General features: G+C 43.8%; 25 protein-coding genes. 15 read left to right on the top strand and 10 right to left on the bottom strand.

Annotation, left to right across the window (positions count from 1 at the left end; genetic code table 11):
- Positions 1–10: 10 nt before the first annotated feature.
- The 4 genes from cpdA to CF596_RS07910 all read left to right on the top strand — a co-directional run bounded on the left by cpdA (position 11) and on the right by CF596_RS07910 (position 2,781).
- A complete protein-coding gene (gene cpdA, locus CF596_RS07895; RefSeq protein ID WP_004975727.1) occupies positions 11–817 on the top strand; it encodes a 3',5'-cyclic-AMP phosphodiesterase in 807 nt (268 codons plus the stop codon).
- Positions 818–1,029: 212 nt separating this feature from the next.
- Positions 1,030–1,557, top strand: a complete 528-nt coding sequence (gene dksA, locus CF596_RS07900) for an RNA polymerase-binding protein DksA (protein WP_004975725.1) — start codon at positions 1,030–1,032, stop codon at positions 1,555–1,557.
- A gap of 2 nt (positions 1,558–1,559) precedes the next feature.
- On the top strand, positions 1,560–2,489 hold the full coding sequence (gene gluQRS, locus CF596_RS07905; protein WP_171324912.1) for a tRNA glutamyl-Q(34) synthetase GluQRS: 930 nt from the start codon (positions 1,560–1,562) through the stop codon (positions 2,487–2,489).
- Between the two features lie 52 nt (positions 2,490–2,541).
- The gene (locus CF596_RS07910; RefSeq protein ID WP_096901937.1) at positions 2,542–2,781 is read left to right on the top strand and encodes a zinc-ribbon domain-containing protein; all 240 of its coding nucleotides are present in this window, start codon (positions 2,542–2,544) and stop codon (positions 2,779–2,781) included.
- 11 nt (positions 2,782–2,792) lie between these two features.
- Here the strand turns inward: CF596_RS07910 and ftsW are convergent, their stop codons facing one another.
- The 5 genes from ftsW to CF596_RS07935 all read right to left on the bottom strand — a co-directional run bounded on the left by ftsW (position 2,793) and on the right by CF596_RS07935 (position 7,924).
- Positions 2,793–3,989 carry a putative lipid II flippase FtsW gene (gene ftsW / locus CF596_RS07915; RefSeq protein WP_004975720.1) on the bottom strand — a complete coding sequence of 399 codons (1,197 nt, stop codon included), beginning with the start codon at positions 3,987–3,989 and terminating at the stop codon, positions 2,793–2,795.
- A gap of 19 nt (positions 3,990–4,008) precedes the next feature.
- Positions 4,009–5,355 carry a UDP-N-acetylmuramoyl-L-alanine--D-glutamate ligase gene (murD, locus tag CF596_RS07920; RefSeq protein ID WP_096901973.1) on the bottom strand — a complete coding sequence of 449 codons (1,347 nt, stop codon included), beginning with the start codon at positions 5,353–5,355 and terminating at the stop codon, positions 4,009–4,011.
- A gap of 171 nt (positions 5,356–5,526) precedes the next feature.
- The gene (locus CF596_RS07925) at positions 5,527–5,778 is read right to left on the bottom strand and encodes a DUF6587 family protein (RefSeq protein ID WP_096901939.1); all 252 of its coding nucleotides are present in this window, start codon (positions 5,776–5,778) and stop codon (positions 5,527–5,529) included.
- 32 nt (positions 5,779–5,810) lie between these two features.
- Entirely contained in the window at positions 5,811–7,667 is a 1,857-nt protein-coding gene (locus CF596_RS07930) for a ferrous iron transporter B (RefSeq protein ID WP_096901941.1), read from the bottom strand.
- Positions 7,664–7,924 carry a FeoA family protein gene (locus CF596_RS07935; protein WP_019838134.1) on the bottom strand — a complete coding sequence of 87 codons (261 nt, stop codon included), beginning with the start codon at positions 7,922–7,924 and terminating at the stop codon, positions 7,664–7,666. Before CF596_RS07935 ends, CF596_RS07930 begins: the two co-directional genes overlap by 4 nt.
- A gap of 184 nt (positions 7,925–8,108) precedes the next feature.
- On the opposite strand from CF596_RS07935, the gene xerD reads away from it, so the two are divergent.
- From xerD to thrC, 4 genes are all read left to right on the top strand, one after another.
- Positions 8,109–9,026, top strand: coding sequence for a site-specific tyrosine recombinase XerD (gene xerD, locus CF596_RS07940; RefSeq protein ID WP_096901976.1), 918 nt, complete (start codon positions 8,109–8,111; stop codon positions 9,024–9,026).
- A gap of 147 nt (positions 9,027–9,173) precedes the next feature.
- Positions 9,174–9,989: a DsbC family protein gene (locus CF596_RS07945; RefSeq protein ID WP_004975709.1), complete on the top strand. Its 816-nt coding sequence runs from the start codon at positions 9,174–9,176 to the stop codon at positions 9,987–9,989.
- Positions 9,990–10,188: 199 nt separating this feature from the next.
- On the top strand, positions 10,189–11,493 hold the full coding sequence (locus CF596_RS07950; RefSeq protein ID WP_096901944.1) for a homoserine dehydrogenase: 1,305 nt from the start codon (positions 10,189–10,191) through the stop codon (positions 11,491–11,493).
- Positions 11,494–11,550: 57 nt separating this feature from the next.
- A complete protein-coding gene (gene thrC / locus CF596_RS07955) occupies positions 11,551–12,690 on the top strand; it encodes a threonine synthase (RefSeq protein ID WP_004975706.1) in 1,140 nt (379 codons plus the stop codon).
- 120 nt (positions 12,691–12,810) lie between these two features.
- On the opposite strand, the gene CF596_RS07960 is transcribed toward thrC, so the two are convergent.
- On the bottom strand, positions 12,811–13,902 hold the full coding sequence (locus CF596_RS07960; protein ID WP_143228678.1) for a serine hydrolase: 1,092 nt from the start codon (positions 13,900–13,902) through the stop codon (positions 12,811–12,813).
- A 219-nt stretch (positions 13,903–14,121) separates the two neighbouring features.
- Here CF596_RS07960 and CF596_RS07965 point away from each other — a divergent pair, with 219 nt between their 5' ends.
- The 3 genes from CF596_RS07965 to CF596_RS07975 all read left to right on the top strand — a co-directional run bounded on the left by CF596_RS07965 (position 14,122) and on the right by CF596_RS07975 (position 17,863).
- Positions 14,122–14,757 (top strand): response regulator, encoded by a 636-nt coding sequence (locus tag CF596_RS07965; protein ID WP_004975702.1) that lies wholly within the window; start codon positions 14,122–14,124, stop codon positions 14,755–14,757.
- Between the two features lie 40 nt (positions 14,758–14,797).
- Positions 14,798–16,360: an ATP-binding protein gene (locus CF596_RS07970; protein ID WP_096901950.1), complete on the top strand. Its 1,563-nt coding sequence runs from the start codon at positions 14,798–14,800 to the stop codon at positions 16,358–16,360.
- A gap of 69 nt (positions 16,361–16,429) precedes the next feature.
- Positions 16,430–17,863 carry a sigma-54 dependent transcriptional regulator gene (locus CF596_RS07975; protein ID WP_096901953.1) on the top strand — a complete coding sequence of 478 codons (1,434 nt, stop codon included), beginning with the start codon at positions 16,430–16,432 and terminating at the stop codon, positions 17,861–17,863.
- Between the two features lie 49 nt (positions 17,864–17,912).
- On the opposite strand, the gene CF596_RS07980 is transcribed toward CF596_RS07975, so the two are convergent.
- From CF596_RS07980 to lptF, 4 genes are all read right to left on the bottom strand, one after another.
- Positions 17,913–19,076, bottom strand: a complete 1,164-nt coding sequence (locus tag CF596_RS07980) for a S41 family peptidase (protein WP_004975690.1) — start codon at positions 19,074–19,076, stop codon at positions 17,913–17,915.
- A gap of 24 nt (positions 19,077–19,100) precedes the next feature.
- Positions 19,101–20,648, bottom strand: coding sequence for a 2,3-bisphosphoglycerate-independent phosphoglycerate mutase (gene gpmI / locus CF596_RS07985; RefSeq protein WP_096901955.1), 1,548 nt, complete (start codon positions 20,646–20,648; stop codon positions 19,101–19,103).
- Positions 20,649–20,793: 145 nt separating this feature from the next.
- Positions 20,794–21,864, bottom strand: a complete 1,071-nt coding sequence (gene lptG / locus CF596_RS07990) for an LPS export ABC transporter permease LptG (RefSeq protein WP_096901957.1) — start codon at positions 21,862–21,864, stop codon at positions 20,794–20,796.
- Position 21,865: 1 nt separating this feature from the next.
- The gene (gene lptF / locus CF596_RS07995) at positions 21,866–22,966 is read right to left on the bottom strand and encodes an LPS export ABC transporter permease LptF (protein WP_096901961.1); all 1,101 of its coding nucleotides are present in this window, start codon (positions 22,964–22,966) and stop codon (positions 21,866–21,868) included.
- Between the two features lie 158 nt (positions 22,967–23,124).
- Here lptF and CF596_RS08000 point away from each other — a divergent pair, with 158 nt between their 5' ends.
- The 4 genes from CF596_RS08000 to CF596_RS08015 all read left to right on the top strand — a co-directional run bounded on the left by CF596_RS08000 (position 23,125) and on the right by CF596_RS08015 (position 26,006).
- Complete coding sequence (locus tag CF596_RS08000) at positions 23,125–24,573, top strand: leucyl aminopeptidase (protein ID WP_096901978.1); 1,449 nt, start codon at positions 23,125–23,127, stop codon at positions 24,571–24,573.
- Positions 24,566–24,973, top strand: a complete 408-nt coding sequence (locus tag CF596_RS08005; protein ID WP_096901966.1) for a DNA polymerase III subunit chi — start codon at positions 24,566–24,568, stop codon at positions 24,971–24,973. Before CF596_RS08000 ends, CF596_RS08005 begins: the two co-directional genes overlap by 8 nt.
- Positions 24,974–25,021: 48 nt before the next feature.
- Complete coding sequence (locus tag CF596_RS08010) at positions 25,022–25,642, top strand: hypothetical protein (RefSeq protein WP_004975677.1); 621 nt, start codon at positions 25,022–25,024, stop codon at positions 25,640–25,642.
- A gap of 145 nt (positions 25,643–25,787) precedes the next feature.
- Positions 25,788–26,006 carry a hypothetical protein gene (locus tag CF596_RS08015; RefSeq protein WP_096901968.1) on the top strand — a complete coding sequence of 73 codons (219 nt, stop codon included), beginning with the start codon at positions 25,788–25,790 and terminating at the stop codon, positions 26,004–26,006.
- The last annotated feature ends 158 nt before the right edge of the window (positions 26,007–26,164 follow it).

The following is a 26,164-nucleotide window of genomic DNA, read 5'->3' on the forward strand; positions in this document are numbered from 1 at the left end:
GGGGTCAGGCATGACTTTATTCTCAAACAATCACCAGCAACGCTGGACAATTGTACAAATTTCAGATACGCACCTCATGAATCAGGAAGATTTAGAGTTTGTGCACATGAATCCTGAACGCAGCTTTCACGCGGTAATGCACGATATTCAACAGCAATATCCGCAGCTCGATGCTATTTTCCATACAGGCGATTTAGCACAAATCCCTGTTGCTGAAACCTATCAGCGTTATTTGCAGTTTATGCAGACTTTGAATACGCCGCATTTCCAGATTCCGGGCAATCATGATGATGCCGCGGTTTTTCCATTCCATTTACAGTCCAATCAAGTTCATGCAATTGAGTTGGGCAATTGGAGTGTCATTTTACTGAATACTGCGGTTAAAGGTCGGATTGATGGCTGGATGGACGCAGCACAATTACAGCAGTTAGATCAGCTTTTACAGCAACATGCGCAGCAGCAGGTGATTATTGCCTGTCATCACCATCCTTTTGATATGCAATCGCACTGGATAGATCAGCACAAACTTAAAAATACCGAAGCCTTAATTGATGTATTGGCACGCCACAACAATGTCAAATTGGTGCTGTGTGGGCATGTGCATCAAGACTCATTAAATGAATGGCAAGGGATTCAATTTTACTCTACGCCTTCGACCTGCGTGCAATTTAAACCACATAGCCAGCACTTTGCGCTTGGGCCTGAGGCACCGGGTTACCGTGTGTTACATTTGAATGCAGATGGCAGTTTTAGCACCCAAGTGCATCGGGTTGAGCATGTCACACAACAAATAAATTTTGAAATTTCAGGTTATTAACTTTCCATTTTATTTTTTTTGCTTTACTTTATGCCTTCAACGAAAAAATGCGATAACACATCCAAACATCAAAGACTATCCATAATCAAAAAAAGTCTATATGATGACGTCCCCCGAAGAGAGAATTCTTTCTGAGGGAGTGGATAAAAACACTTGCATATCACCATATTTTTCGCGTATGAATCTTACGCATATGATGAGGAATGCCCTACATGGCGAATGACAACCAAAATCAAGTCTTGGACGAACAAACAGATCTTGTAGAAGAAAAAGCTACAAAACGCGTGCGTAAGGCAAAGCCAAAGGCTTTAGAGGGTGGTTCTACAGCTAGCTTATTTGGTATTGCACCTTATCAGCCGAAAAAGAATGAAGAATACATGTCTGAAGGACAACTCGAACATTTCCGTCAAATTTTAATGGCGTGGAAAGAAGAGTTAATGTCAGAAGTAGATCGTACACTCAACACCATGCAAGACGAAAATACCGCTTTGCCTGATGTGAATGACCGCGCGACACAAGAAGAAGAATTTGCGATTGAATTACGTACCCGTGACCGTGAACGTAAATTGATTCGTAAAATTGAACAATCCATTGAAGCGATTAAAAACGATGACTATGGTTTCTGTGAAACTTGTGGTATCGAAATTGGTCTGCGTCGTTTAGAAGCACGCCCAACGGCAACGTTATGTATTGACTGCAAAACTTTGGCAGAGATCAAAGAGAAGCAAAATAACGGTTAATTGTGACTGTTGAAAATTCTTTAGCGGAGCATGCTCCCCATGCGCAGCAGCGAGATCATATTTCGCTGACGCGCTACTCAGGTCGGTTTGCGCCATCGCCAACCGGCCCTTTGCATTTTGGCTCTCTCATTACTGCCGTTGCCAGTTATTGCGATGCCAAAGCCCAGCACGGCACTTGGCTGGTACGTATTGAAGATACTGACATCCCACGCATTTACCCTGGCAGTGAAAATCATATCTTGCGTTGTATTGATGCCTTTCAATTTGAGCCAGATGCCGAAATTATTTTCCAGAAAGATCGCCTCGATCTCTATGCAGCCGTGTTGCAACAATTGCAGCAACGCGACTTGGTCTATGCCTGTCAATGCACCCGCAAAATGCTTGGCTCCAATCATATTTATGCAGGGACTTGCCGCAATTTAGGTTTAGATTTTGCCAATCAAGCGATTCGAGTCAAAGTCACAGACCAAGAGATTTGCTTTCAAGACCGCCTGCAAGACAAACAATGTTCCAACCTTGCGCAGGACTTGGGCGATTTTGTCCTAAAACGGCGTGATGGCATTATCAATTATCAACTGGCAGTGGTGGTGGATGATTATTTGCAAGGCATTACCCATGTGGTTCGCGGCGCAGATTTACTCGACAACACCGCACGGCAAATCTATTTGGGGCAACTGTTAGGCTACCCTAAACTCAGCTACACGCACCTGCCTTTAGCCATGAATGCACAAGGGCAAAAACTGTCTAAACAGAACTTGGCACAAGCTTTAGATTTAACCCAAGCATCGAAGCTGCTACAAGCCGCTTTAACTGCCTTAAATCAAGCCACTGTCGAATTAGACACCCCTGCACGCATGCTTACGCAAGCCATTCAGCAATGGGATCTTTCACGTATTCCTGCAGGCACAGCTTTACACGGCTATTATTTATAAAATTTAAAATTTAGTTATGCTCAAATTGAAATGGATCATTTGAGGTTGTGTCATGTTTTTTATTTTTGGTGTTGGACCGAAAACCAAAGTGGTCGAGAAAAGTCAATTTAGCTGCCCCGTTTGCCGCACTCGCAGTAGCTATGAACTCAGACAGCAACGACAATATTTTTCCTTATTTTTTATTACCTTGTTTCCTATGTCTAAACAAAAAAATACTACAGTCAAGTGCTTACACTGCGGAACAGTCATGCCAAGCATGGTCTTGCACCATGCTCAGCCAGAAGCGAAATAGAAGGATAAATTCTAGAAGCTGGATTCTTCACGGCTAGGGTTAATCTCATGCGTGCTGGCTTCAATTTTCAGAATCAAACTCACCATCACTGCACACATAATTAACGATGAACCACCATAACTAATAAAAGGTAGAGTCAAACCTTTGGTAGGCAACATACCCATATTCATGCCTGCATTCACCATAATCTGTAATAAGAAGATAATGCTGATGCCATAAGCCAAATATCCTGCACGTAAGTACTGGTTTTTCAGGGCGCGATGACCAATTTTAATGCAGGCAATCAGCATAGCAAAAGACAAGCTCAACACCACAAAAATGCCTAAAAAGCCAAACTCTTCACCTAAGACAGCCAACATAAAGTCCGTATGTGCTTCAGGTAAATAGGACATTTTCTGGATACTATGCCCCAAGCCTACGCCTGCCCATTCACCGCGTCCAAATGCCATTAAGGCGTTAGACAACTGATAACCGACACCCAAAGGGTCATTCCACGGGTTTGAGAACGACATTAAACGCTCAAAACGATAAGGCTCAAATACCACCAAAAACACAAAGGCGGCAATAATCGCGCCAAAGGCAATACCAAACTGAATTAATGGCGCACCAGCTAAAAAGAAGACCCCTAACATGGTCAAGGCAATCACCACGGTCGCCCCCAAGTCAGGCTCTGCAATCACCAAACCTACCGTGACTGCCATAATCACTGCAAGACGAATCAGACCTTTAATGTTATTACGCACTTCTTCGGCACGGCGCACCACATAGTCAGCGGTAAAAATGGCCATCATCACTTTAGCGACTTCGGAAGCTTGCAGGGTAAAACCTGCGACCCGAATCCAGCGTTTAGAACCATTGACTTCAGTACCCACCAGCAACACTGCAGCCAACAAGGCAATGGTCACAATCCACAGAAAGAAGGTGTTGTTAAACCAGGTATTCAGCGGCACTCTATAGGCAATCACGGCAGCGATTAATGCCACCACAATAGAAATGCCATGACGCAATACATAGTGAAAGGCATTTTCATGCATGCGCTCGGCATAAGGCATAGAAGCCGATGCCACCATGATTGAACCAATACATAACAGCGCCAGTACGCTAAAAATCAGTACATTGCGTACATTCACTTCCGCTGGCAGTTTGGGTAACCAGCGCTCATAGACCTGATTGAGTTTATTGATTGTTGTCTGAGCAAAGCCAGCCATATCTCACACCTTATTGTTGTTATACCAGTGCGTTGACATAAGCAACGAACTTGTGACCACGTTCTGGATAGCCCGAGAACATATCAAAACTTGCACATGCAGGTGACAATAACACCACATCATGCGCTTGTGTATGTTGTTGGCAGATTTCAACTGCTTGTTGCAAGGTATCTGCAGTTAAGAGTTGGGTTGTTCCCGCAACTGCTGTTTCAATTTTCGTAGCATCCTCACCAATCAACACTGCCAGTTTGGCATATTGTTGCAATGATTGGCGTAGCGCAGTGAAGTCCTGCCCTTTGCCTTGCCCACCTAAAATAATCGCAACCTTACCGCCTTGTGCCTGAATTGCTGCACCCAAGCCATCTAAAGCTGCCAAAGTTGCACCGATGTTGGTTCCTTTGGAGTCATTATAATAACGCACCCCATGTAATTCTTTGACGAATTCACAACGATGCTCCAAACCTTTAAAGGTTTTCAGCGTTTCCAGCATGCTGTGCATAGATAAACCAATGGCTTCACCCAATGCCAAACACGCTAATGCATTAGCAATATTGTGTGTGCCTTGAATATACATCTCGGTGCTTTTTAATAAACGCTCACGCCCACGTGCCAACCACATGCTGCCATCATCATCTTTTAATAAACCGAATTGGTTTAGGTCAGGCGCATTTAAGCCAAAACTTTGCATTGGGGTTTGATCGGGTACTAACGGACGGCTCAAGGCATCATCACGGTTAAACACTACTTTTTTGACACCTTGGAAAATACGATGTTTGGCAGTGTGATAACCCAGCATATCGCCATGGCGGTCTAAGTGATCTTCACTCATATTCAGCACCACCGCCACTTCTGCATTTAAATTCGATGTGGTTTCTAGCTGAAAACTGGAGAGTTCCAATATATACAGCTCAGGATCATCTTTAATCAAATCCAACGCAGGACGGCCTAAATTACCACCCACAGCTACCTTTTTACCCGCCTGCTCTGCCATTAAACCAATTAACGTGGTCACGGTACTTTTCGCATTTGAACCAGTAATAGCCACAATAGGTTTGTCGGTTGCACGACGTAATATTTGAATTTCACTCACCACAGGAATACCCTGCGCCATGGCAGCCTGAATTTCAGGTAATTTTGGGTCTAGCCCAGGGCTAATCACAATTTCTTCTGCAGACAGCAATAAATCCTGATCAAACTCCCCAAAACGAGTTTCAACCTCGGCTGGAATTTGATCATGTCCTGGAGGTGTGGGGCGAGAGTCTGTCACAGCAACGCGGTAACCCTGATGATGTAAGAAATTAACGGCTGCAACACCCGAAATACCAAGCCCTGCAACGACTTTTAATCCACCACGTTGTATTAACATTTTTGCCCCATTTTGTGCGGTAATTTTGAAACTGACAAAATGGTAGCACTTTGCTGTTTTGAATGCTTTTTCTGTTTGCAGTTTCTGCAAATTTTTTGTGTCAGTGCGTAAAAAAACCGTCAGATCGCTGACGGTTTTTTAAAACATCTCAGTAAAGTTGGACAGATGTGGCTATTTCCATTTCACTGCTTGGACTTCAACTTTCTTTTCGGTGGGTTGATCTTTGCTGTCACATCCACAACTGCCACCACAACCTGCCACTGCCGCAGGCTTCAACCACTTTGCCAAACCATGCCAACCTTTTTCTGCGCAGGAATTGGACAGTTTTAGAAAAACTGCGCTAGAAGTCTTGGGAAAGACTTTTTTAAAAACCACTACCGCACTCCACAGTACCAGTGCAGCAACAATCAGAATTTCAATCATGTTCGTCTTCTCCTGTGAAACCTAAAATAGCCTTAACCCAATAAATATGAGGCTGTTTGATAAGTCAGGAATGACATAAAGTAGGCCAAACCAAATAAATACACCGTCATAAAACTGACTGTACGCCATGAACCTGTTTCACGCTTTACAGTAGCCAAAGTCGCCAAACAATGCGGTGCATAAATAAACCACACCAACAATGACAAACCTGTCGCCAATGACCAACCAAGCTCACCACCGCCACTAATTAAAGCGGCCAAACCTTCGGACATAGCGTCTTCATCCACTGCAGACAAGGCGTAGACTGTACCCAATGCTGCCACGACTACTTCACGTGCTGCCATGGCAGGAATCAAAGCAATTACAATCTGCCAGTTAAAACCAATGGGTGCAAAAATTGGCTGTAACACATGCCCCAACATCCCTGCAAAGCTGTAATCAATCGCAGGCATGGTCGCGCCTTCTGGCGGTTGTGGGAAGGTACACAAAAACCATAGCAAAATAGACAGCGCAAAAATAATGCCACCGACACGCTTTAAGAAAATTTTGGCGCGATCTAGCAAACCAATCCATACACTTTTTAGGTCTGGAAAACGGTAGCTTGGCAATTCCATTAACAACACATGTTCCGATTTGTCTTTTTGCAAAAATTTGAGCACAAACGATACGCCCAAGGCACTTAAAATACCCGCCATATAAAGACCGAATAACACCAAACCTTGTAAATTAAACATGCCCCAAACGGTTTGATTTGGAATGAACGCCGCAATCAATAAGGCATATACTGGCAAACGTGCGGAACAAGTCATCAATGGCGCAACCATGATCGTGGTTAAACGATCACGTGGATCAGCAATGCTGCGGGTTGCCATAATCCCTGGAACTGCACAGGCAAAACTGGACAACAAAGGAATAAAGGCACGACCACTCAAGCCTGCACTAAACATCAGCTTATCTAGTAGGAATGCAGCGCGGGGCAAATAGCCCGATTCTTCTAAAATCAGAATAAACAGGAACAAAATTAGAATTTGTGGCAAGAACACTACCACACCGCCTGCACCTGCGATAATGCCATCCACAATCAAGCTGTTCAGCAAAGGATGACTAATGTTTTCGCCAATCACTTCACCTAACCAGCCAAATAAACTTTCGATGCCATCCATAAACGGTGCAGCCCAAGCAAATACCGCCTGGAAGACAATAAACATCATCACCGCAAGGCTTACCAAGCCAAACACAGGATGCAGAAAAATTTTATCTAGAAAGTCAGAGCGTTTGTCTTCTTCATCTACAAACTGCACCACATCATGCAAAATGGTTTGAATACGTTGGTGCTGGCTGCCTTTTAAGCCTGTCAATTCAGTCTGTGGTACCGAAAACTTACCCAAATCCAACGCATTCATTAAATTTTGAATACCTGAATCACGCACCGCAACGGTTTCCACCACAGGCACACCCAAACGCTCAGATAGCTTTTGCGTATTAATTTGCATTCCGCGGCGGCGTGCTTCATCCATCATGTTGAGCACCAATAAAATTGGACGTCCCAACTCAATCATTTCAAGTACTAAACCTAGATGCAGTTTCAGGTTGGTCGCATCGACCACACACAAAAATGCATCTTGCTGACCTTCTTCAGCAATTTTGCCCTGCACTACATCACGGGTAATGGCTTCATCTGGGCTGGTGGCTTCTAGGCTGTATGTACCTGGTAAATCCAGTACACGTACCGCCTGCCCCGAAGGCAAGTTGAACTGACCCACTTTGCGCTCTACGGTAACACCCGCATAGTTTGCAACTTTCTGACGCGTCCCTGTCAAATGGTTAAATAAAGAAGTTTTACCGCAGTTTGGATTCCCTACAAGTGCGATACGTAAAGCATCGCTCATGCAGATGCTCCTTGTTCAATTTCTATACGTTGAGCTTCTACTTTGCGCAAGGCAAACCGGGTAAATCCCACTTGAATTAAGATCGGATCTCCCCCAAAAATACCTTTAGTGATCACCTGCACAGGCGTCCCAGGCACAAAGCCTAACGTTTCTAAGCGATTCGCAACCAAATCATTTAGGGATGTTGCACCATCGGCAGTCCGAAGTACCTGACGGATGATGGCTGTTTGTTTTGCTTTGAGTTCTGACAAACGCACCGTGAAATTCCTATACTATTTTGCCCATTATATACGCAAATGAGAACAATTAACAAATAAGGTCAACTTACATTTGAATGTTTTATATCACATCGACAGCCCTGCTGAATTGGATTAGAGTAGAAAATAACGCTGCTTATTATCAAATTTCTCAATTAATTTTGTGATTTTCTCTGTGATGCCTATGCTGAACAAAAAACCTCGTATTCCTGCTGCAATATTAATTCCAGAAGCTTTGAGTTTTTTGGAAGGCTATCGCAACGATTTGATTGCACAAAGTGTTAGCCCGCATACTCGCAATGCCTATCTGTCCGATTTAATTCAGTGCAGCGATTATGTCAGCAAAGCTATGCCTGAATGGGATCATGACGATATTTCGGATGTACTCATCGAACTCACCAAACAACAAAAAAGCCCCCGCTCTATTGCACGCTGCCTATCTGCGCTACGTTCTTTTTATAAATTTTTAAGAGAACACAAACTACGTTCTGACAACCCTGTTGCTGCGCATAAAACTCCAAAATTAGGTCGTGCCTTACCCAAAGATTTATCTGAAGCTGATGTGGAAGCTTTAATTCACGCCCCAGATATCAACACTGCACTCGGATTACGGGATCGTGCCATGCTTGAAGTCTTATATGCTTGCGGTTTGCGAGTGACGGAGTTGCTGAATTTACGCTTAGAGTTGATCAACCTGAAACAAGGCTATTTACGAATTGTAGGTAAAGGCAATAAAGAGCGTTTGGTGCCTATGGGGCAAGTCGCTTGTGAGTGGATAGAAAAATATTTAACCGAGTCACGCCCACAACTGTACAAAAGTGCCACCGATTATCTATTTTTAACAGTTCATGGCGGCATTATGAGCCGACAAAATTTTTGGTATGCCATTAAACGCTATGCCCTGCAAGCAGGCATTCAAGCCGAGTTATCGCCACACACGTTAAGACATGCCTTTGCCACGCACTTACTCAATCATGGGGCAGATTTACGTGTGGTACAAATGCTGCTCGGGCACAGCGATTTATCCACTACACAAATTTATACCCACGTTGCACAAATCCGTATGCAGCAATTGCATGCCCAACATCATCCACGGGCTTAAAACAAAAACGACGTAGAAGCATAGGGTCTGTTGACACTTCATCTATGAACGCAAGCCATTTATGAAATGGCAACAGACCCTAACGATCACGAATATTTTTTGTTATGCTAACGCTCTATTTTTTATGCCAACAAGAAAGGGTTGTTTATGACATTTACCCGCTCGACACTTTTGATTGCCTGTTCACTGGCAAGTGCTTTTGCAATCACCGCATGTTCAAATGCAAACAATGAAGATAAAAAGCAAACCACGCTCACCGCCAGTGCGCCTGCAACGGGTGAAGCATCAACCCTAATTGAACGCAATGCACAACAGCGTTTAAGTACAACCTTGCAGCAACATTTTAAAACTGCAGGTATCAACGCCAAAATTACCGACATTAAAGCCACTGAAGTTCCAAATTTATTTTGGGTGAGTCTTGAAGGCATGTCATCGGTCTATGCCACCAGTGATGGCAAATACATTATTCAGGGCGATGTGATCCGTTTAGGTGACAAAGAACTACATAACGTCAGTGAAAACCTGCAAGCAGGCGTGAACAAGAAAATTTTTGCTGAATTAAAACAGGAAGATTTATTGGTATTCCCTGCCAAAGGCAAAACCAAACACGTCATTTATGTATTTACCGATGTCAGCTGTCCATATTGCCATCGTCTACATGAACAAATGGATGAAATGAATGGTAAAGGCATTGAAGTCCGTTACATTGCTTGGCCGCGTGGTGAACAGCACATGCCTGCTATGGAAGCAATTTGGTGTAGCGAAGATCGTCACGCTGCCTTTAATCAGGTCATGAATGGCGCACAAATTGCACCTGCCAACTGTAAAAACCCTGTTCGTGCTCAGTATCAATTGGGCTTAAATATGGGCGTCAATGGCACACCTGCAATTTATAATGCCGAAGGCGTATATTTAGGCGGCTATCTGTCTACCGCTGAATTGATCAAGCGTTTAGACAAATAAAAATAGAGGTTTTGTAGATGCTGAATCATCCCAATATACCAAGACGTAGCATCTATGAAGCCAATATAAATAACGATTTTTTATGCGTTATTTTACTTTTTTTTATACTGTGAAGATAAGTGAGATCTGCCCTAGAGTCAGCGCGTTTTTTTAGCTATGATCTAGGCTTGCTTAAAGTTATTAAAATATGGAGTGTGACGTGAAACCAGTTCGTCTGGCAATCCTCGGTCTTGGTACTGTGGGTGGTGGTGCCCTTAAACTATTAAAAGAAAATGCTGCTGAGATTAGACGTCGCACCGGTCGTGAAATTGAAATCACTTATGTGGGAACACGTCGTCCGCGTCCTGACCTAAACTTGTCTGAATCGGTCAAGCAAAGCTCCGACTTGATGGACATTGTCCGTCAACCCGATGTAGACGTGGTGGTTGAAGTGATGGGCGGTATTCACCCTGCTTATGACGTGATCATGGAAGCCATGAAGCACGGCAAACAAGTAGTGACAGCCAACAAAGCCCTACTTGCAGAACACGGCAATGAGCTATTTAAAGCAGCTGAAGACAATGCCGTACAAATTGCCTATGAAGCTGCGGTTGCAGGTGGTATTCCAATTATTAAAGTCATCCGTGAAGGTTTGGCTGCCAACAAAATTGAATGGTTGGCAGGCATCATCAACGGTACAGGCAACTTCATTTTAAGTGAAATGCGTGAAAAAGGTCGTGCATTTGAAGACGTACTGAAAGAAGCGCAAGAGTTAGGCTATGCCGAAGCCGATCCGACTTTTGACGTCGAAGGTATTGATGCTGCACACAAACTGACTATTTTGGCTTCATGTGCATTTGGTATTCCACTACAGTTTGACAAAGTCTTTACCGAAGGTATTGGCAAAGTGACCGCGCAAGATGTGAAATATGCCGAAGAACTCGGTTTCCGCATCAAACACTTGGGTATTGCCCGTCGTACCGACAAAGGCATTGAACTGCGTGTTCACCCAACTTTAATTCCTGAAGAAGAATTGATTGCCAATGTTAATGGCGTGAAAAACGCGGTCTTGGTACAAGCCAATGCGGTTGGTCCAACGCTCTATTATGGCGCAGGTGCAGGTGCAGGCCCAACAGCCTCTGCGGTAGTTGCCGATGTCGTTGATATTGTCCGTGACATTTCTTATACCGAAGATGGCGCAGGTACAATTCCACAATTGGCATTTGAAGCCTTAACCGACTTGCCAATTTTAAGCCGTGAAGAAATGACCACGGGTTACTACATTCGCATTAATGCCGAAGACCAAACTGGCGTACTTGCTGATGTAACCACTATTTTAAGCCGTGCGGGAATCAGTATTGATGCCATCATGCAGCAATCACGCTTAAAAGACCTTATTCCTATCGTGATTCTGACTGACCCAGTCCTAGAATCGAAAATGGATGAAGCGTTACAACAAATTCAAGCATTGCCAACCATTCATGGCGAAATTGTACGAATTCGTTTAGAATCGCTTGATAATTAATCGGGTGAAGGGGAGTATTTCCCCTTGCCAAGCTCTACACACAATTGGAACATCATCATGTCGAATGCCAATCGTTATACTGGTTTAGTTGACCGTTATCGTGACCGTTTACCAGTGTCTGCAACCACACGTGCAATCTCTCTAGGCGAAGGAAACACGCCACTGATTAAGCTTGAGAATATTCCACGCATTATTGGTAAAGATGTTGAAATTTATGTGAAGTATGAAGGCTTAAACCCGACAGGTTCATTTAAAGACCGTGGTATGACCATGGCAGTTACTAAAGCAGTTGAAGAAGGTTCAAAAGCCATTATCTGTGCATCTACAGGTAATACTTCTGCTGCTGCTGCTGCCTATGCTGCACGTGCAGGCATCAAAGCATTCGTTTTAATTCCTGAAGGCAAAATTGCCATGGGTAAAATGGCACAAGCGATGATGTACGGTGCCATCACCATGCAAATCCGCGGTAACTTTGACGATGGTATGCGTCTAGTTAAAGAAGTTGCTGACCAAGCACCTGTGACCATTGTGAACTCGATCAACCCTTACCGCCTACAAGGTCAAAAGACCATTGCGTATGAAATTGTAGATGAGTTAGGTCGTGCACCAGATTACCACTGCTTACCTGTAGGTAACGCAGGCAACATTACTGCACACTGGATGGGTTATACCGAAGCGGTTGCCAACCAATCTGCCGATCAATTCGAGCAAGTGGTCTATGACGCAGCAACGGACAAGTTCACAGGTCCAAACCCTGAAGGCCGCCCAATCATGGTGGGTTATCAAGCGTCTGGCGCTGCGCCATTCTTACGTGGTGCGCCTGTAGAAAACCCTGAAACTGTTGCAACTGCAATTCGTATTGGTAACCCACAAAGCTGGAACCATGCCAAAGCCGTTGTACGCGATTCAGAAGGTTGGTTTGATGAGCTAACTGATGCTGAAATCTTAGAAGCACAACGCATGCTTTCAATGTATGAAGGCGTATTTGTTGAGCCTGCATCTGCTGCGTCTATTGGTGGTGCAATGCGCGACATCAAAGCAGGTAAAATCAAAGAAGGTTCTGTGATTGTATGTACCGTAACAGGTAACGGTCTGAAAGATCCTGACACTGCAATGAAACAATGTGCAGATGCGGTGATGCTCTCTATTGATGCTACAATGCAACAAGTAAAAGACTCTATCCTTTCAAACATGTAAGTTTTGAATCGTGATCAAAAAAACCTGCATTAGCAGGTTTTTTTGTATTTGGAATCATGCAACTTTAACGGAAGTTGAGTCATACGATTGATAACTCAACGCTCCAAGCTGAATGTGCTCTTAAATACGTTTAGGTAACTGACTTGCCCAACTCATTAAGCGAGTTGCATCATTGGTACGTGCTTGTGAAGTATCTGCACCCAAAAGCACCACCACTGCAGGACGGTTATTCAAAGTGGTATGCATCACCACACAACGCCCTGCTTCATTGATATAGCCTGTTTTAGACAGATTAATATTCCAACCACCATTACGCACTAACGCATTGGTATTATTAGATTTCAAGACTCGATAACCCAAGTTAAAGTCATACGTTGGCGTCGTTGAGAATTGACGAATCAAACCATATTGCGAGGCAGTACTCACCAAAATTCCCAAATCACGTGCAGAAGAAACGTTACGCGGGTCTAGACCTGTGGCTTCGGTAAAGCGGGTAGCATTCATGCCCAATTCACGTGCTTTTGCATTCATGGCTGCAACAAAGGCACTTTTGCCCCCTGGGTAGGTACGCGCTAAGGCTGCTGCTGCTGGATTTTCCGATTTCATTAAAGCAAATAATAATGCTTCGGCACGGTTGAGCTTGTCACCCACACGTAAAGTGGAACTTGAGTTTTTGCCTGCAGCACCTGCAAAGTCTATTGATTGTAAGGTAATTTGTTCAGACATATTCAAACGGGCATCTGAGGTGACCACTGCAGTCATTACTTTAGTCACTGAAGCAATTGGCAATGCTACGTTTGTGTTTTTGCTGTACAGTACTTCACCAGTTTGCGCATCCATCACTAAAGCTGCGCGAGCATTAACAGAAGGCTGGCTGCTATAAGCAGAAGTATCTAAAATACGGACAGTTTTTGGCGTAGTAGACGCGGGTGCAACACCATTGCTGCTACGTACAGTTGTGGTAATTTTGGTTGAACCTGGCGGTGTGGGCTCTGCAACATAAGTGTCTGGTGTAGCCTGAGCGCTCGCACTGCTACTTGCTAGGTCACCATTTAAGAATTGATCGGCTTGCTCTGAAGACCAACTTAAGGTCGCCTGACCGTCGCTCCCAGAGGAAGGATTGATGACAAGTTCAGCAAAACTGACAGAACTTAGGCTGAGCATCATAGATGCGATCAGCACATGCATGAACGACTTCTTAGAATTTTTCACGACTGCTTACTCAACTCAGGGAGGTAAGATACATTTGCGTATTACCTCAAATATGCCTTACATTTAATAAAAAATACAACAATGAATAGTTTTTGCCAGGATATTGTGCAGAACTTTTCATTCTGGATTAAGAATAGCATTGCTAATTTTGTCGTTTCATTGCAAGCTAATTTTGCTTTATGTAACAAAAAAGATGATTTTTTCAAAGGGAGAGTGTAGGTGATCACAGTTTTAGTAGTCGACGATCATGAATTGGTACGTACTGGGATTTGCCGTATGCTCGAAGACCATGCCGATGTGCAGGTGATTGGACAAGCTGAATCGGGTGAAGAAGCGATTACCTTAGTGCGTCAGCATCATCCCAATGTGGTGTTGTTAGATGTGAACATGCCTGGGATTGGAGGCGTAGAAACCACACGTCGTCTATTGCAAACTGCACCAGACACTAAGGTCTTGGCGGTGAGTGGTTTGGCAGAAGAACCCTACCCTTCTTTATTGCTGAAAGCAGGTGCAAAAGGCTATATCACCAAAGGCGCACCTGTCAGTGAAATGGTACGTGCCATTAAAAAAGTCATGCAGGGCGGTAAATACTTCAGTGCCGACATTGCCGAACAACTGGCAAGTTCATACTTATCTGACACACAACAATCGCCTTTTGATAGTCTTTCAGAACGTGAAATGCAAGTGGCGATGATGGTGGTGAATTGTATTAGCGCACAGGAAATTGCCGATAAGTTGTTTGTCAGTGTAAAAACCGTAAATACCTATCGTTACCGTATTTTTGAAAAATTAAATATTGATAGTGATGTCAAACTGACTCACCTTGCCATTCGTTATGGACTGATTAAACCCTAAATTTTCAACGCTGTTGATGCACAAATAAGACCTTTACGATATGCCAGATTTAAAACAACATTCTGAGTTAAATCAGTATCATCTTGGCATGTGGTATGGTACTTACCGACTGCTGATTGCCTTTTGTTTGCTGCTGATTACCCTACTCACCTTTCAGCAGCTTGGCACACAATATCAGCACCCGGGTTTATATCTATACACCTTGGTCTGCTATTTTATTTTTAGCTGCCTGCAACTGATCAGCTATAAATATATTCCTTTTAAAAGCACGCAACAACTGACCCTGTTTTTTGCAGTCGATATTATCGCGCTCAGTAGCCTGACTTTTGCCAGCGATGGCCCTAATTTATATTTAAGTCTGCTGTTTGCGATCACGATTTTTGCAGCATCACTCTTGCTGCAAAAGCGTAAAGCCTTAGCCATTACCCTCATCGCGATGATTATGGTGATTTACCAACACTTTGTTGGGAGTTTGCTTGACTTTTCATCGCTAAATAATATTAGTCAAAGTGCGCTATTGGCATTTTTATTTTGGGTGGTTTATGGCAGTGGACGTATTGCAGTACGGCGTTTCCAAATTTTAGAAAATCTAAATTTTTCGCAATCTTTGGAATTAAACCGCCTACAAAATATCAACCGTTATATTTTAGAACAAACCGAAATGGGCTATTTGGTTTTAGATGAAAATTGCTATGTCGTCCTCAGCAACCCTGCAGCCTGTCATCTGTTGGGGATTCATCCTAAATATGCGCACGCGACCTATCCATTGTATAAAATTCAGCCCGATTTATTTGATCTGTTCAAATTTGATCAATTGCAAGATGGAGAAAAATTTCAATTCGAGTCGCAACTGAGTCATTTTCATGTGCATATTCAGGTACAAAAACTCAAAGTGCCACATCAAACGCTGACTTTATTGGCGCTGCAGGATGGACGTAAAATCAATCAGCAAGTCCAGCAACTCAAATTAGCCGCCTTAGGACAACTCTCTGCCAGTATTGCACACGAAATTCGCAACCCGTTGGCAGCCATTGTACAAGCCAACAATTTATTTACAGGCAGTGATGCTGCACAGCAACAATTGCTGTCGGACATGATCAGCAAACAAGCGACACGGATTGATAAAATTATTCACGACACGCTGAGTATGGTCAAAAATAAACAAACCACGCCTGTCGCGATTCAGCTCAATCAATTTTTGCCACAATTCATTCAGGAAGATTTACCTGATGCAGCGAGTCAAATTCAGCTTACACTGACCGAACCACTGAGCATCCAGTTTGATGAATCGCAGTTTCGCCAAGTGCTAATTAATCTGATTCGTAACGCCATTCGGCACAATGCTGCACAACAACCTATTGAGATTACGGTCTATCCGAAAGCAACTTATATTTATATTGATGTGCGGGATTTTGGTGCAGGTGTCGCCAGTCAAGATCTCCTCTATCTGTTCCAGCCATTTTTCAGTACCGAAATCAATGGAACTGGTTTAGGATTGTATCTATCGCATAGTTTTTGCGAGGCGAATCAAGCCAAGCTGAGCTATGTAGAACAAGAACAAGGCGCATGTTTCAGGATGAAATGTCTACGTGCCATTGAATAAACGCGATTGATATTGGATCAATCTTGTTGCTGTGGTTTTGATTTAATTTTGTGTGGTTTTGGGGAAAATATGCACGCTGTTCAACCTTTGGTTTTATTGGTCGATGACGAAGAAGACCTTTGTACCCTCATGCAGATGACTTTGGCACGTATGGGGATTCAAACCCATGTCGCGTATCGTTTAGTGCAAGCCAAGCAGTTATTGGCAGAACATCAGTACGATGCTTGCTTAACCGACTTAAACCTGCCCGATGGCAATGGCTTGCAACTGGTTGAATGGATTTCCGAACAATATCCGAATGTGCCTGTTGCCGTATTGACCGCTTACGGCAATATGGATATTGCGATTGCTGCTTTAAAAGCAGGTGCATTTGACTTTGTCAGCAAGCCTGTCAATCAAATACATTTACAGCAACTCCTTGAAAAAGCACTGAATAAACCTTTCAACACCACCGATCATCACAGCCAAGATCAGCTTGAATATAAAATGTTGATTGGGCAATCTTTGCCTATTCAGCAATTGCGCAGCACCATCAAAAAAATTGCGCGCTCGCAAGCGCCTGTATTTATTACAGGCGAATCAGGTACGGGGAAAGAAGTTGTCGCCAATTTGGTTCACCGTTTAAGTAACCGCAACGAAGGACCATTTATTGCAATTAACTGTGGTGCAATCCCCACCGAACTCATGGAAAGCGAGCTATTTGGACACAAAAAAGGTAGCTTTACAGGAGCGACTCAAGACAAACAAGGTCTGATTCAATCTGCACATGGTGGCAGCTTATTTTTAGATGAAATTGCCGAACTGCCACTGAGCATGCAAGTCAAACTGCTGCGTGCCGTTCAGGAAAAGCGCATCCGTCCTGTGGGTTCAGATAGTGAAATTGATGTCGATTTTCGAGTGATCAGCGCCAGTCATCAGGACTTAGAAAGTTTGGTTCAGCAAGGACGTTTCCGTCAGGATTTATTCTTCCGTATTCACGTGATGGATTTGGTCTTGCCTGCCTTGCGTGAACGTGGACAAGATATTCTGTTATTGGCAGACCACTTCATTCAAAAAGTTGCACAAGAATGGGACATTCCTGCCAAACAACTGACACCTCGTGCCCAGCAATTTTTATTAGAACAGTACTATCCAGGTAATGTGCGTGAGTTACGCAATATTATTGAACGTGCCATTACCCTGAGTGATGATGATGTTATTGATCTCAAACACTTACAAACCGCACCCTTGCGCCAATTCAGTATGAGCAATACAGCAACCACTGAACCACAACCTACAGCAGAAACACCACAGCAGATCGTGACAGATGTATTGCTGACAGGACGCAAACTGCCTGAAGAAGGTTTAGAAGCCTACTTGGAAAAAGTAGAAAAAGACATTTTACTGAATGCGCTGCACCTGACCCACTGGAACCGTACGTTGGCAGCAAAAAAATTGGGCATGTCTTTCCGTTCTTTGCGCTATCGTCTGAAAAAGTTTGGATTAGATACTGAAGATGAGTAAACGCTAAACAATGAAGACTGTCTAAAAATACGTGTTACTCAGATGAGACTTAACGGCGGCTCAGCAGTAAATCTGCCACATGCTCAAGATAAGCCTCTTCTTTCATTTCAGGACTTTGAATATATTGCTGATTCGGCTGAATCCCAACCCCTTCAATCATTTGCTCGCGTGGGGTGTAATAATGCGAAACCGTCATTTGTAAGGCAGCACCATCGCTAAGTGGGAACAGCTTTTGCACCACCCCCTTGCCATAACTTTTTTCGCCCATCACCCAAGCGCGTGAATGGTCTTTTAAAGCACCAGTAAAGACTTCTGCCGCAGATGCAGAGCGATGATTAATCAGTACTCCGACTTTTAAATTTTGAAATTCAAAGCTAGGTAACGCCTGAAATTGTTGATCGCCTTCAGAACGACTTTTGGTCGATACAATCACACCCTGATTTAAAAATAAATCGGCAGATTCCACCGCAGCAGACAGTAAGCCTCCTGGGTTATTACGCAGATCAATCAATACGGCTTTTAAGCGTGGCGTGCTATGTTCTTCAATTAAGCGTTTAATTTCATTGGCGGTGTCTTGCTGAAACACACGTACTTTTAACAACAAGACCTGATTAGAAAGCATCTGCGCCTGAATATCGGTTTCTACTTTTTTGTTGCGTACCAACATAATTTCAGGCTGATTGGCTGCACGTTGTACGCTTACAGTCGATCCCACTGAGCCTGTGAGCAGGTTATTGACCTGATCTGCACTCAGCTTTTTCAGTTCTTGGTTATCAATTTTAAATAGGCTGTCGCCATTCTTCAGCCCTTGTTTAGCCGAGTCGGCATTGGCACTTAAATTTTGAATGACCCAATGTTGCTGGGCAGCGTCATAGCGCAAAGTAAAATCAACCGAGGCCAAGTCGCCTTCGGTATATTGTAAAAGTTGTTTATATTCTTCAGCAGTTAAATAGCGTGAATAACGGTCTAAACCGCTCACCAAGCCACGAATGGCTTGCTGAAACAAGGCATCATCACTTTTTTCAGTCACATAGTTGTCTTTGACAATGCCATAGATTTGTACAAATTCCTGTATCGACTCTACAGGCACATCGACATAGTCCTGTTGTAGTGTAGGGCCATCTAACTCCCAATCTGGCGCAGCCCAAACACTCGAATGACTGGCACACAACACGCTTGCCAACACAACCGCATAAATTTTGTGAGCCGTCATTCCATCATCTACCTGTATCGAGGGTTATGCCTGTAAGCGAATTAAGTTGCGACCTTGCATATCTGCTGGCACTGGCAATTGCATCAAATTCAATAAAGTTGGTGCAACATCTGCCAACACACCACCTTCCAAAATGGTGGCCTGAGTTGGGCCTACATAAATGAATGGCACCAATTCAGTGGTGTGCTGAGTATGTACCTGACCACTGTCATAGTCTTGCATTTGCTCGACGTTACCATGATCAGCTGTAATAATCATGTGACCTTGTTTCGCCATCACCGCTTCATAGACACGACCCAAACAGGTATCTACTGCTTCCACTGCTTTGACAGCTGCATCAAACACACCAGTATGACCGACCATATCGCCATTGGCATAGTTCACCACCAACAAATCATATTCACCTGAATTAATGGCTGCAACCAGTTCATCAGTCACTTCATAAGCGCTCATTTCAGGTTTTAAGTCGTAGGTTGCTACGTTTGGCGATGGAATCAGGATACGTTTTTCACCCGGATATTCATCTTCACGACCACCACTAAAGAAGAACGTCACGTGTGCGTATTTTTCAGTTTCAGCAATACGCAATTGTGTTTTGCCCAAGTCTGATAAATATTCACCAATCGAGTTTTTCAAATCTTCTGGCATGTACGCCACTGGCGCAGCAATGCTGGCTTGATAACGGGTCAGCATCACAAATTTAGACAATTGCGGCACAACTTTACGTTCAAAACCAGCAAAATCCTGTTCCACAAAGGCTTTGGTCAATTCACGTGCACGGTCAGCACGGAAGTTCATAAACACCACGCTGTCGCCATCTTGAATTTTGGCAATTTCACCAATACGGGTGGCTTTAACAAACTCGTCGCTTTCATCTGCCGCATAAGCCGCTGCCAAGCCTTCAACCGCAGTTGCCGCAGTGCGTAATGCCTCACCTTCGGTAAGTAGACGATAGGCTTGTTCTACACGATCCCAACGGTTGTCACGATCCATCGCATAGTAGCGACCAATCAAGCTGGCAATACGACCTTGATTTGGATATTGTGCAAATAATGCGTCCAGTTTTTCCAAAGAAGGCTGCGCGCTTTTTGGTGGCGTATCACGGCCATCTAAAAAGGCATGTAGATAAACTTTTGCACCACGTTTTAATGCCAATTCTGCCATCGCCACGATATGATCTTCATGCGAATGCACACCGCCTTCAGACAATAAACCAAGCAGATGCACTGCACCGTTGGCTGCTTTGGCTTTTTCTACCGCATCGACCAACACTTCATGTTCAAAGAAAGCGCCTGTACGAATGTCTTTGGTAATACGGGTAAAGTCTTGGTACAACACACGTCCTGCACCCAAGTTCATGTGACCAACTTCAGAGTTACCCATTTGACCATCTGGCAAGCCCACATCTTCACCTGAACCAGAGATCAAACCATGCGGATGCTTTTCCTGCATAGCAGTCAAATTTGGTCGTTTCGCTGCTAAAAACGCGTTGTCTTCGACCGCTTCGCGATGACCCACACCATCCATAATCACCAATACGTGAGGGATTTTGCCAGCAGTTGCATCCGCCATAATCAATACTCTTTTTCGTCTACAAATTAATCATGCTATCTTAACGAATTTTGCGTCAAGACTCTATGTTCAGAAGATGGTTTCCGCCACTGATTCAGATAGGTTTACCCAATCATACGGAAAAAGCAGCAGCATCGGCCCGCACTTAACGCGCACGATGCAGTAAGTAACCGCCGATGACAAACATCAGAATAATAGGAATAAATACGAACCACGCAGGCGATGGTGCATAGACCAAGCTGGCATAGCCCAAGAAATCCTGTAAATAAAAGAAGGTTAAGCCGACAAATAAAGCAATCACCAAACGGAAACCCATAGATTGCTGACGTAACGGCCCAAAAATAAAGGAGCAAGCAATCACCACCAAAGCAATCAGCGCAAAGGGTGCACCAAGTTTTTGCCAGAACGCCAGTTGGTAGGTTTTGGGTACTTGGCTGTATTCATGCATATAACTCATGAAACTGACCAATTGACTTGGGGATAAATCTTCAGGGTCGATGGTGACCATGTGCACATATTTCGGTTGCAATGCTAAAGCCAAAGCCTGTTCGCTGTTTTTAGCTAAAGTCGCGTTGCCCGCCTGCAAAATATCCATCTGTTCAGTTTGATTGAGCAACCAACTACCGTCTTTAACAAACTGTCCCTGATCTGCAGACAATGTACCACGCAAGCGATAATTATCATCAAAATCGACCACTTGTACATTTTTGAGCTGCCCTTGGGCATTGGCGTAGTCAATATAAATAAAACGATTGCCTTCGCGCGACCAATAGCCACGAACTTCACCCAGCTCAGCGACGCTACGGTGACTTTTAACACTTTTGGCTTGTTCATTGGTGTATGGAATCACCCATTCACTGAGCACAAAAGACAGCAGTACCAATACCATGGCGGAACGAATCACCCATCCCACAATACGCCACAGGCTAATCCCTGCAGAACGCATCACAATCAATTCGCTGTTGGATGCCAACGTACCCAAGCCTAACACTGCGCCAATCAAGGCAGAAATCGGCAAAATTTCATAGAGATAATTTGGCGCACCCCACAATACATACAGCAATGCCTGCCATGCACTATAGTTTTCATTGAGTGAACCCAATTCGCCTAAATAGGTAAACAACACCTGCAAACCAGACAAAATTGCCGTTGCACCAAACATAGCCACTGCAGTGGTCTTGGTGACGTGTTTTGCAACTATACGACGTGCCAACATCTTAAGACCTCACTCGCTGAATTTGCTGCTTAATTTTAGGTGCTAGTTTTTGTTTACGTGAGAACAAGGCTGCCGCAATCGCATAAGCCAACAACACCAACGGATAAGCAATCATGCCCATTTCTTGTTTGCTGATACGGGTTTTAACCGCCATGAGCGCCACAATCAAACTGGCGAAAATTAACAAGGCAGGAAACAGTTTTAAATAACGCCCCTGACGCGGACTAACTTCTGACAATGCCACGGCTAAAAACAACGCCACCACAATCGCAAAAGGCACAAAAATACGCCATCCCAGTTCACTTGCGACCACAGGGTCTGCACGGTTTTTCCAAAGTTGCGAGGTGGTTAAGGCTTCTACTTCGGCACTTTCAAATTTAGCTTCTTTGTCATTCTCTAAACGTAAACGATAACTTTGGAATTCTGCCTGTGAATATTTGGCTGTGCCCGGAAATATTTCATAACGACGCCCTTCGACCAAATCCACCACATTGGCAGGATCATTTTCCAGCTCTACCCGTGTCGCTTCTTTTGCCAGAATCATGACATCAGGACGACCTGTTTTTTCTGCACGTTGATAAAAGAAAATATCTTTCAGGTTTTTACGATCTTCGGACAGATCGCCTGCGTAAATGGTATATGGCCCTGAAGAAATAAATTCTTTGGGTCGCACCAAATCAAAACCTGTGCGTACTGCCTGACTGGTGGTCAATGCTTCAAACTGACGCAGTCCCCACGGTGATGCCCACAGCATTAAAAAGCCTTGGACAATTAGAAATACCAGCGTCATTGGCACCAATAAACGTGCCAATTGATGCCGACTCACGCCACTGCTGTTGAGCACTGCCATTTCATGGTCGACATATAAACGACCAAATACCAACATCAAGCCAATAAAGAAACCCAAAGGTAAGATCAGCGTCAAAAATTCAGGCAAGCGATAGCCAATGATGCTGAATAAAATACTCGCATCCAAACGCCCTTGTGCCGCCACGCCAAAATACTTGATCAAGCGACCACCCATCATGATCAAAGTCAGTAAGGCAATCACAACCAAGGATGTCGACACAACTTGCTTGACCAAATAACGCCGAATAATCAAATTATTTCTTCCAAAATGTGAGGGAATCCAATTCGCGTTAGTTTACCTGAATGTTGAAAATATAAAACCTATCGCCTTGTTATACATTGAAACTCGACGCATAAAAATGTTTCAATGGTTGCATAGTTTGCACATTTAGATAGGCATAAAATCCAGTGATTAAATTTAGCTTAAGTCCCTCATTCCAAGAACACAGCGCGAGTGAATCTTTGTCAATTTTAGTGGCTGCAGAACAGGTGCCACAGGCAACTGCTGCTTATCAAATCAAGGATTTAGACAGCATTATTCAAGCGACACAATTTAAAGCAGGCTTTAATGAAAGTTTAAGTTTGGTGGCTAGCGTTGTTGAATGCGCCAATAGCAACCTGATCGGTTTGGGTAAAACCGAAGAATTACCAGCCGCAAAGCTGGCAAAAATTGCACAAAGCATTATCAAATCTTCACAAAAAAAATTTAAACAGATCAGCATTGACTTGTCTGCCCTGCCTAGCGAGCTGCATTATGTATTTGCACTCAGCCTGACCCAAGCAGCCTATGCTTTTGATGAATACAAAAGCAAAAAGAATGAATTTCAGCTTGAACAAATCCATTTCATTGCCAATAACAGCCCACTCAGCGCAGATCAACTTCAATTGATTGAAGCCATGCAATCGGGTCAAAACATGGCACGTGACTTGGGCAACCGTCCGGGCAACATTTGTTTCCCTGAATATTTGGCAGAACAAGCTCAAGCACTTGCGGCAGAATATCCAGACCTACTCAAAGTCACCATTTTAGATGAAGCAGAAATGGCAGAATTAGGCATGGGCGCTTTCCTTGCAGTCAGTCAAGGTTCAGATCGTCCAGGGCACATTATTAGCCTCGAATATCAAGCACAGCGTGATGAAGCACCTGTGGTATTGGTCGGTAAAGGCATCACCTTTGATACAGGCGGCATTTCACTCAAACCCGGCTTAGGGATGGATGAAATGAAATTTGATATGTGTGGTTCTGCTTCAGTTTTAGGCACCATGCGCGCGCTATGTGAAGCACGTTTACCTATCCATGTGGTCGGCACCATTGCTGCGGCTGAAAATATGCCTTCTGGCAAAGCAACACGTCCGGGCGATATTGTGACCAGTATGAGCGGTCAAACCATCGAAATTTTAAATACCGATGCCGAAGGTCGTTTGGTACTGTGCGACACCCTTACCTATGTGAAACGCTTCAACCCTGCTTTGGTGATTGATATTGCTACTTTAACAGGTGCTTGCGTGGTTGCACTCGGTTCGGTACTGACAGGCATGTTTACCCCAGATGATGAACTTGCGGCGGAATTGGATGCTGCGGGACACACTGCATTTGACCGTGTATGGCGTATGCCCGTGATTGACGATTACCAAGAACAACTGGATTCACCATTTGCCGATATTGGCAATATTGGTGGGCCTAAAGCAGGTTCAGTTACTGCAGCATGCTTCTTGCAACGCTTTACCCGTGACTATCGCTGGGCGCATCTAGACATTGCAGGCACTGCATGGAATTCAGGCAGCAATAAAGGCGCAACAGGTCGTCCTGTACCGTTATTGATGCAGTTCCTCGCACAACGTGCAAGCAATAATGGCTAAAGTTAGCTTTTATTTGTTTGAAAAAAGTCCTGAACGGCAAGTGGAAAGCACTTGCCGTTTATGCCGCAAAATTTTGCGGCAGCAGGCACGCATTTGGCTGCATTGCCCTGATCCAGAGTTACAGCAAATATTGGATGAGCGTCTGTGGAGTTTTGATGCCAGCAGTTTTATTCCGCATGGCATTAACCAAACACAGGCCAGCGTATGTATTTCTGCCGAATTACCGCAGCAATCGGACTGGATTATGTTTAATTTTAACAGTCAGGCACTTGAAGCCTATGCAAAATTTAGTCACATTATTGAGATTATTGAAAATCACGAAGCAGCTAAAGTGCTTGGACGTGAAAAATTTAAACAATATCGACGTTTGGGCATAGAACCACAGACGTTTAAGCTTTAATTTTAAAACGTTTTTTTAAAAATACTGCTCAAAATAAGGAGAGATGCGGTGACTTTAAACGTCGGCTCAGATTTTAAACAGCGCTGGTTAACCGCGCCTCAGGCTGTGCGCCAGACATTTATGGATGATCTGCATCGAATTTGTGAGGTCTTGCAACCTGAAACGCAATTACACAACTGGATTGCAGAAGATCAGCGCGCTCAGCAACAATCACAGGAAAAAATTGAACAAGCCTATGCTGACCTGAAAGCACGTTTGATTGAAGAAGCACGGCAACGTCGCCAATTGGCACTCGAACTCAAATTAGAACAGCAACGTGCAGAACAAGCCGCTTATGCTGCACAGCTACAGCAAGATGAAGCGCAACGCTTTGCAGAACAAACTCAAGCACTTGAGTTGATGCGTCAAAGTCTGGATCAGGAAATTTCAAACTATACTGCACGTTATGAGCAAAATCCTGAATTACCTGCAGTGACTTTTAATCAAGCCGCAACTGCGGTAAGTGATGATCAAATTGTTTCTGAACTTGAAAGTGTACGTTTGCGTTTAGAGCTAGAAGCCGAAACTCAAATTGAGCAGGCGGTAACGATCTTTCGTGCGCGACTACATGCTGCAGCCCAAGAAGAAATTGACTATATCTTAAAAAATTCAAATTTTTCTAAAGAATAATTTTACTTTTTATCCCCAATTAGCCCAAAGTCTTAAACCCAATGTCATCAAAATGAAATAATTTTGTCACATGATAATCATCCAGAAAAAGTTGAATTCTCAACTTTTATCTCCTTTAAATGACTTTTGTAATCATGGGTTTCAAATGGATATCTTGACGAAAATTTCAGGCAAAATCGACCATCTTAATGCGGGCGAACAGTGGAGTATTCGTGCTCAGGATTTATGGATCAGTCGTGCAGATTTCCAATCATTAAGCATGTACTTGTCTAAAGAAGCGGAAAAGGGTGAGTTTTCAATTCAAAGTAACGATACTTTTAGCCCGCGCTTGGGTGGCACAGAATTAATTGTCACCAAACACTAAAACTGAACAATATCAAAAGTCCACACGGTGGGCTTTTTTTGTGGCCATCAATCCACTTTTTTAGTTATCGCGGTGGATTTAGAATAACCCCAGTTACGGATAAGCCAAAGATTTAATCACATGAATTTTAGGCTTATTCTTTTGGCAAAGTTGATACG

The sequence above is a fragment of the Acinetobacter sp. YT-02 genome (genome assembly GCF_002412355.1).
GTDB lineage: Bacteria > Pseudomonadota > Gammaproteobacteria > Pseudomonadales > Moraxellaceae > Acinetobacter > Acinetobacter towneri.

Bases quoted from the DNA above. Each gene is read 5' to 3' on its own strand.
- cpdA (WP_004975727.1), top strand. From the start codon at position 11: ATGACTTTATTCTCAAACAATCACCAGCAACGCTGGACAATTGTACAA.
- dksA (WP_004975725.1), top strand. From the start codon at position 1,030: ATGGCGAATGACAACCAAAATCAAGTCTTGGACGAACAAACAGATCTT.
- CF596_RS07910 (WP_096901937.1), top strand. From the start codon at position 2,542: ATGTTTTTTATTTTTGGTGTTGGACCGAAAACCAAAGTGGTCGAGAAA.
- ftsW (WP_004975720.1), bottom strand. From the start codon at position 3,989: ATGGCTGGCTTTGCTCAGACAACAATCAATAAACTCAATCAGGTCTAT.
- murD (WP_096901973.1), bottom strand. From the start codon at position 5,355: ATGTTAATACAACGTGGTGGATTAAAAGTCGTTGCAGGGCTTGGTATT.
- CF596_RS07925 (WP_096901939.1), bottom strand. From the start codon at position 5,778: ATGATTGAAATTCTGATTGTTGCTGCACTGGTACTGTGGAGTGCGGTA.
- CF596_RS07930 (WP_096901941.1), bottom strand. From the start codon at position 7,667: ATGAGCGATGCTTTACGTATCGCACTTGTAGGGAATCCAAACTGCGGT.
- xerD (WP_096901976.1), top strand. From the start codon at position 8,109: ATGCTGAACAAAAAACCTCGTATTCCTGCTGCAATATTAATTCCAGAA.
- CF596_RS07945 (WP_004975709.1), top strand. From the start codon at position 9,174: ATGACATTTACCCGCTCGACACTTTTGATTGCCTGTTCACTGGCAAGT.
- thrC (WP_004975706.1), top strand. From the start codon at position 11,551: ATGTCGAATGCCAATCGTTATACTGGTTTAGTTGACCGTTATCGTGAC.
- CF596_RS07970 (WP_096901950.1), top strand. From the start codon at position 14,798: ATGCCAGATTTAAAACAACATTCTGAGTTAAATCAGTATCATCTTGGC.
- CF596_RS07975 (WP_096901953.1), top strand. From the start codon at position 16,430: ATGCACGCTGTTCAACCTTTGGTTTTATTGGTCGATGACGAAGAAGAC.
- CF596_RS07980 (WP_004975690.1), bottom strand. From the start codon at position 19,076: ATGACGGCTCACAAAATTTATGCGGTTGTGTTGGCAAGCGTGTTGTGT.
- gpmI (WP_096901955.1), bottom strand. From the start codon at position 20,648: ATGGCGGATGCAACTGCTGGCAAAATCCCTCACGTATTGGTGATTATG.
- lptG (WP_096901957.1), bottom strand. From the start codon at position 21,864: ATGTTGGCACGTCGTATAGTTGCAAAACACGTCACCAAGACCACTGCA.
- CF596_RS08005 (WP_096901966.1), top strand. From the start codon at position 24,566: ATGGCTAAAGTTAGCTTTTATTTGTTTGAAAAAAGTCCTGAACGGCAA.
- CF596_RS08015 (WP_096901968.1), top strand. From the start codon at position 25,788: ATGGATATCTTGACGAAAATTTCAGGCAAAATCGACCATCTTAATGCG.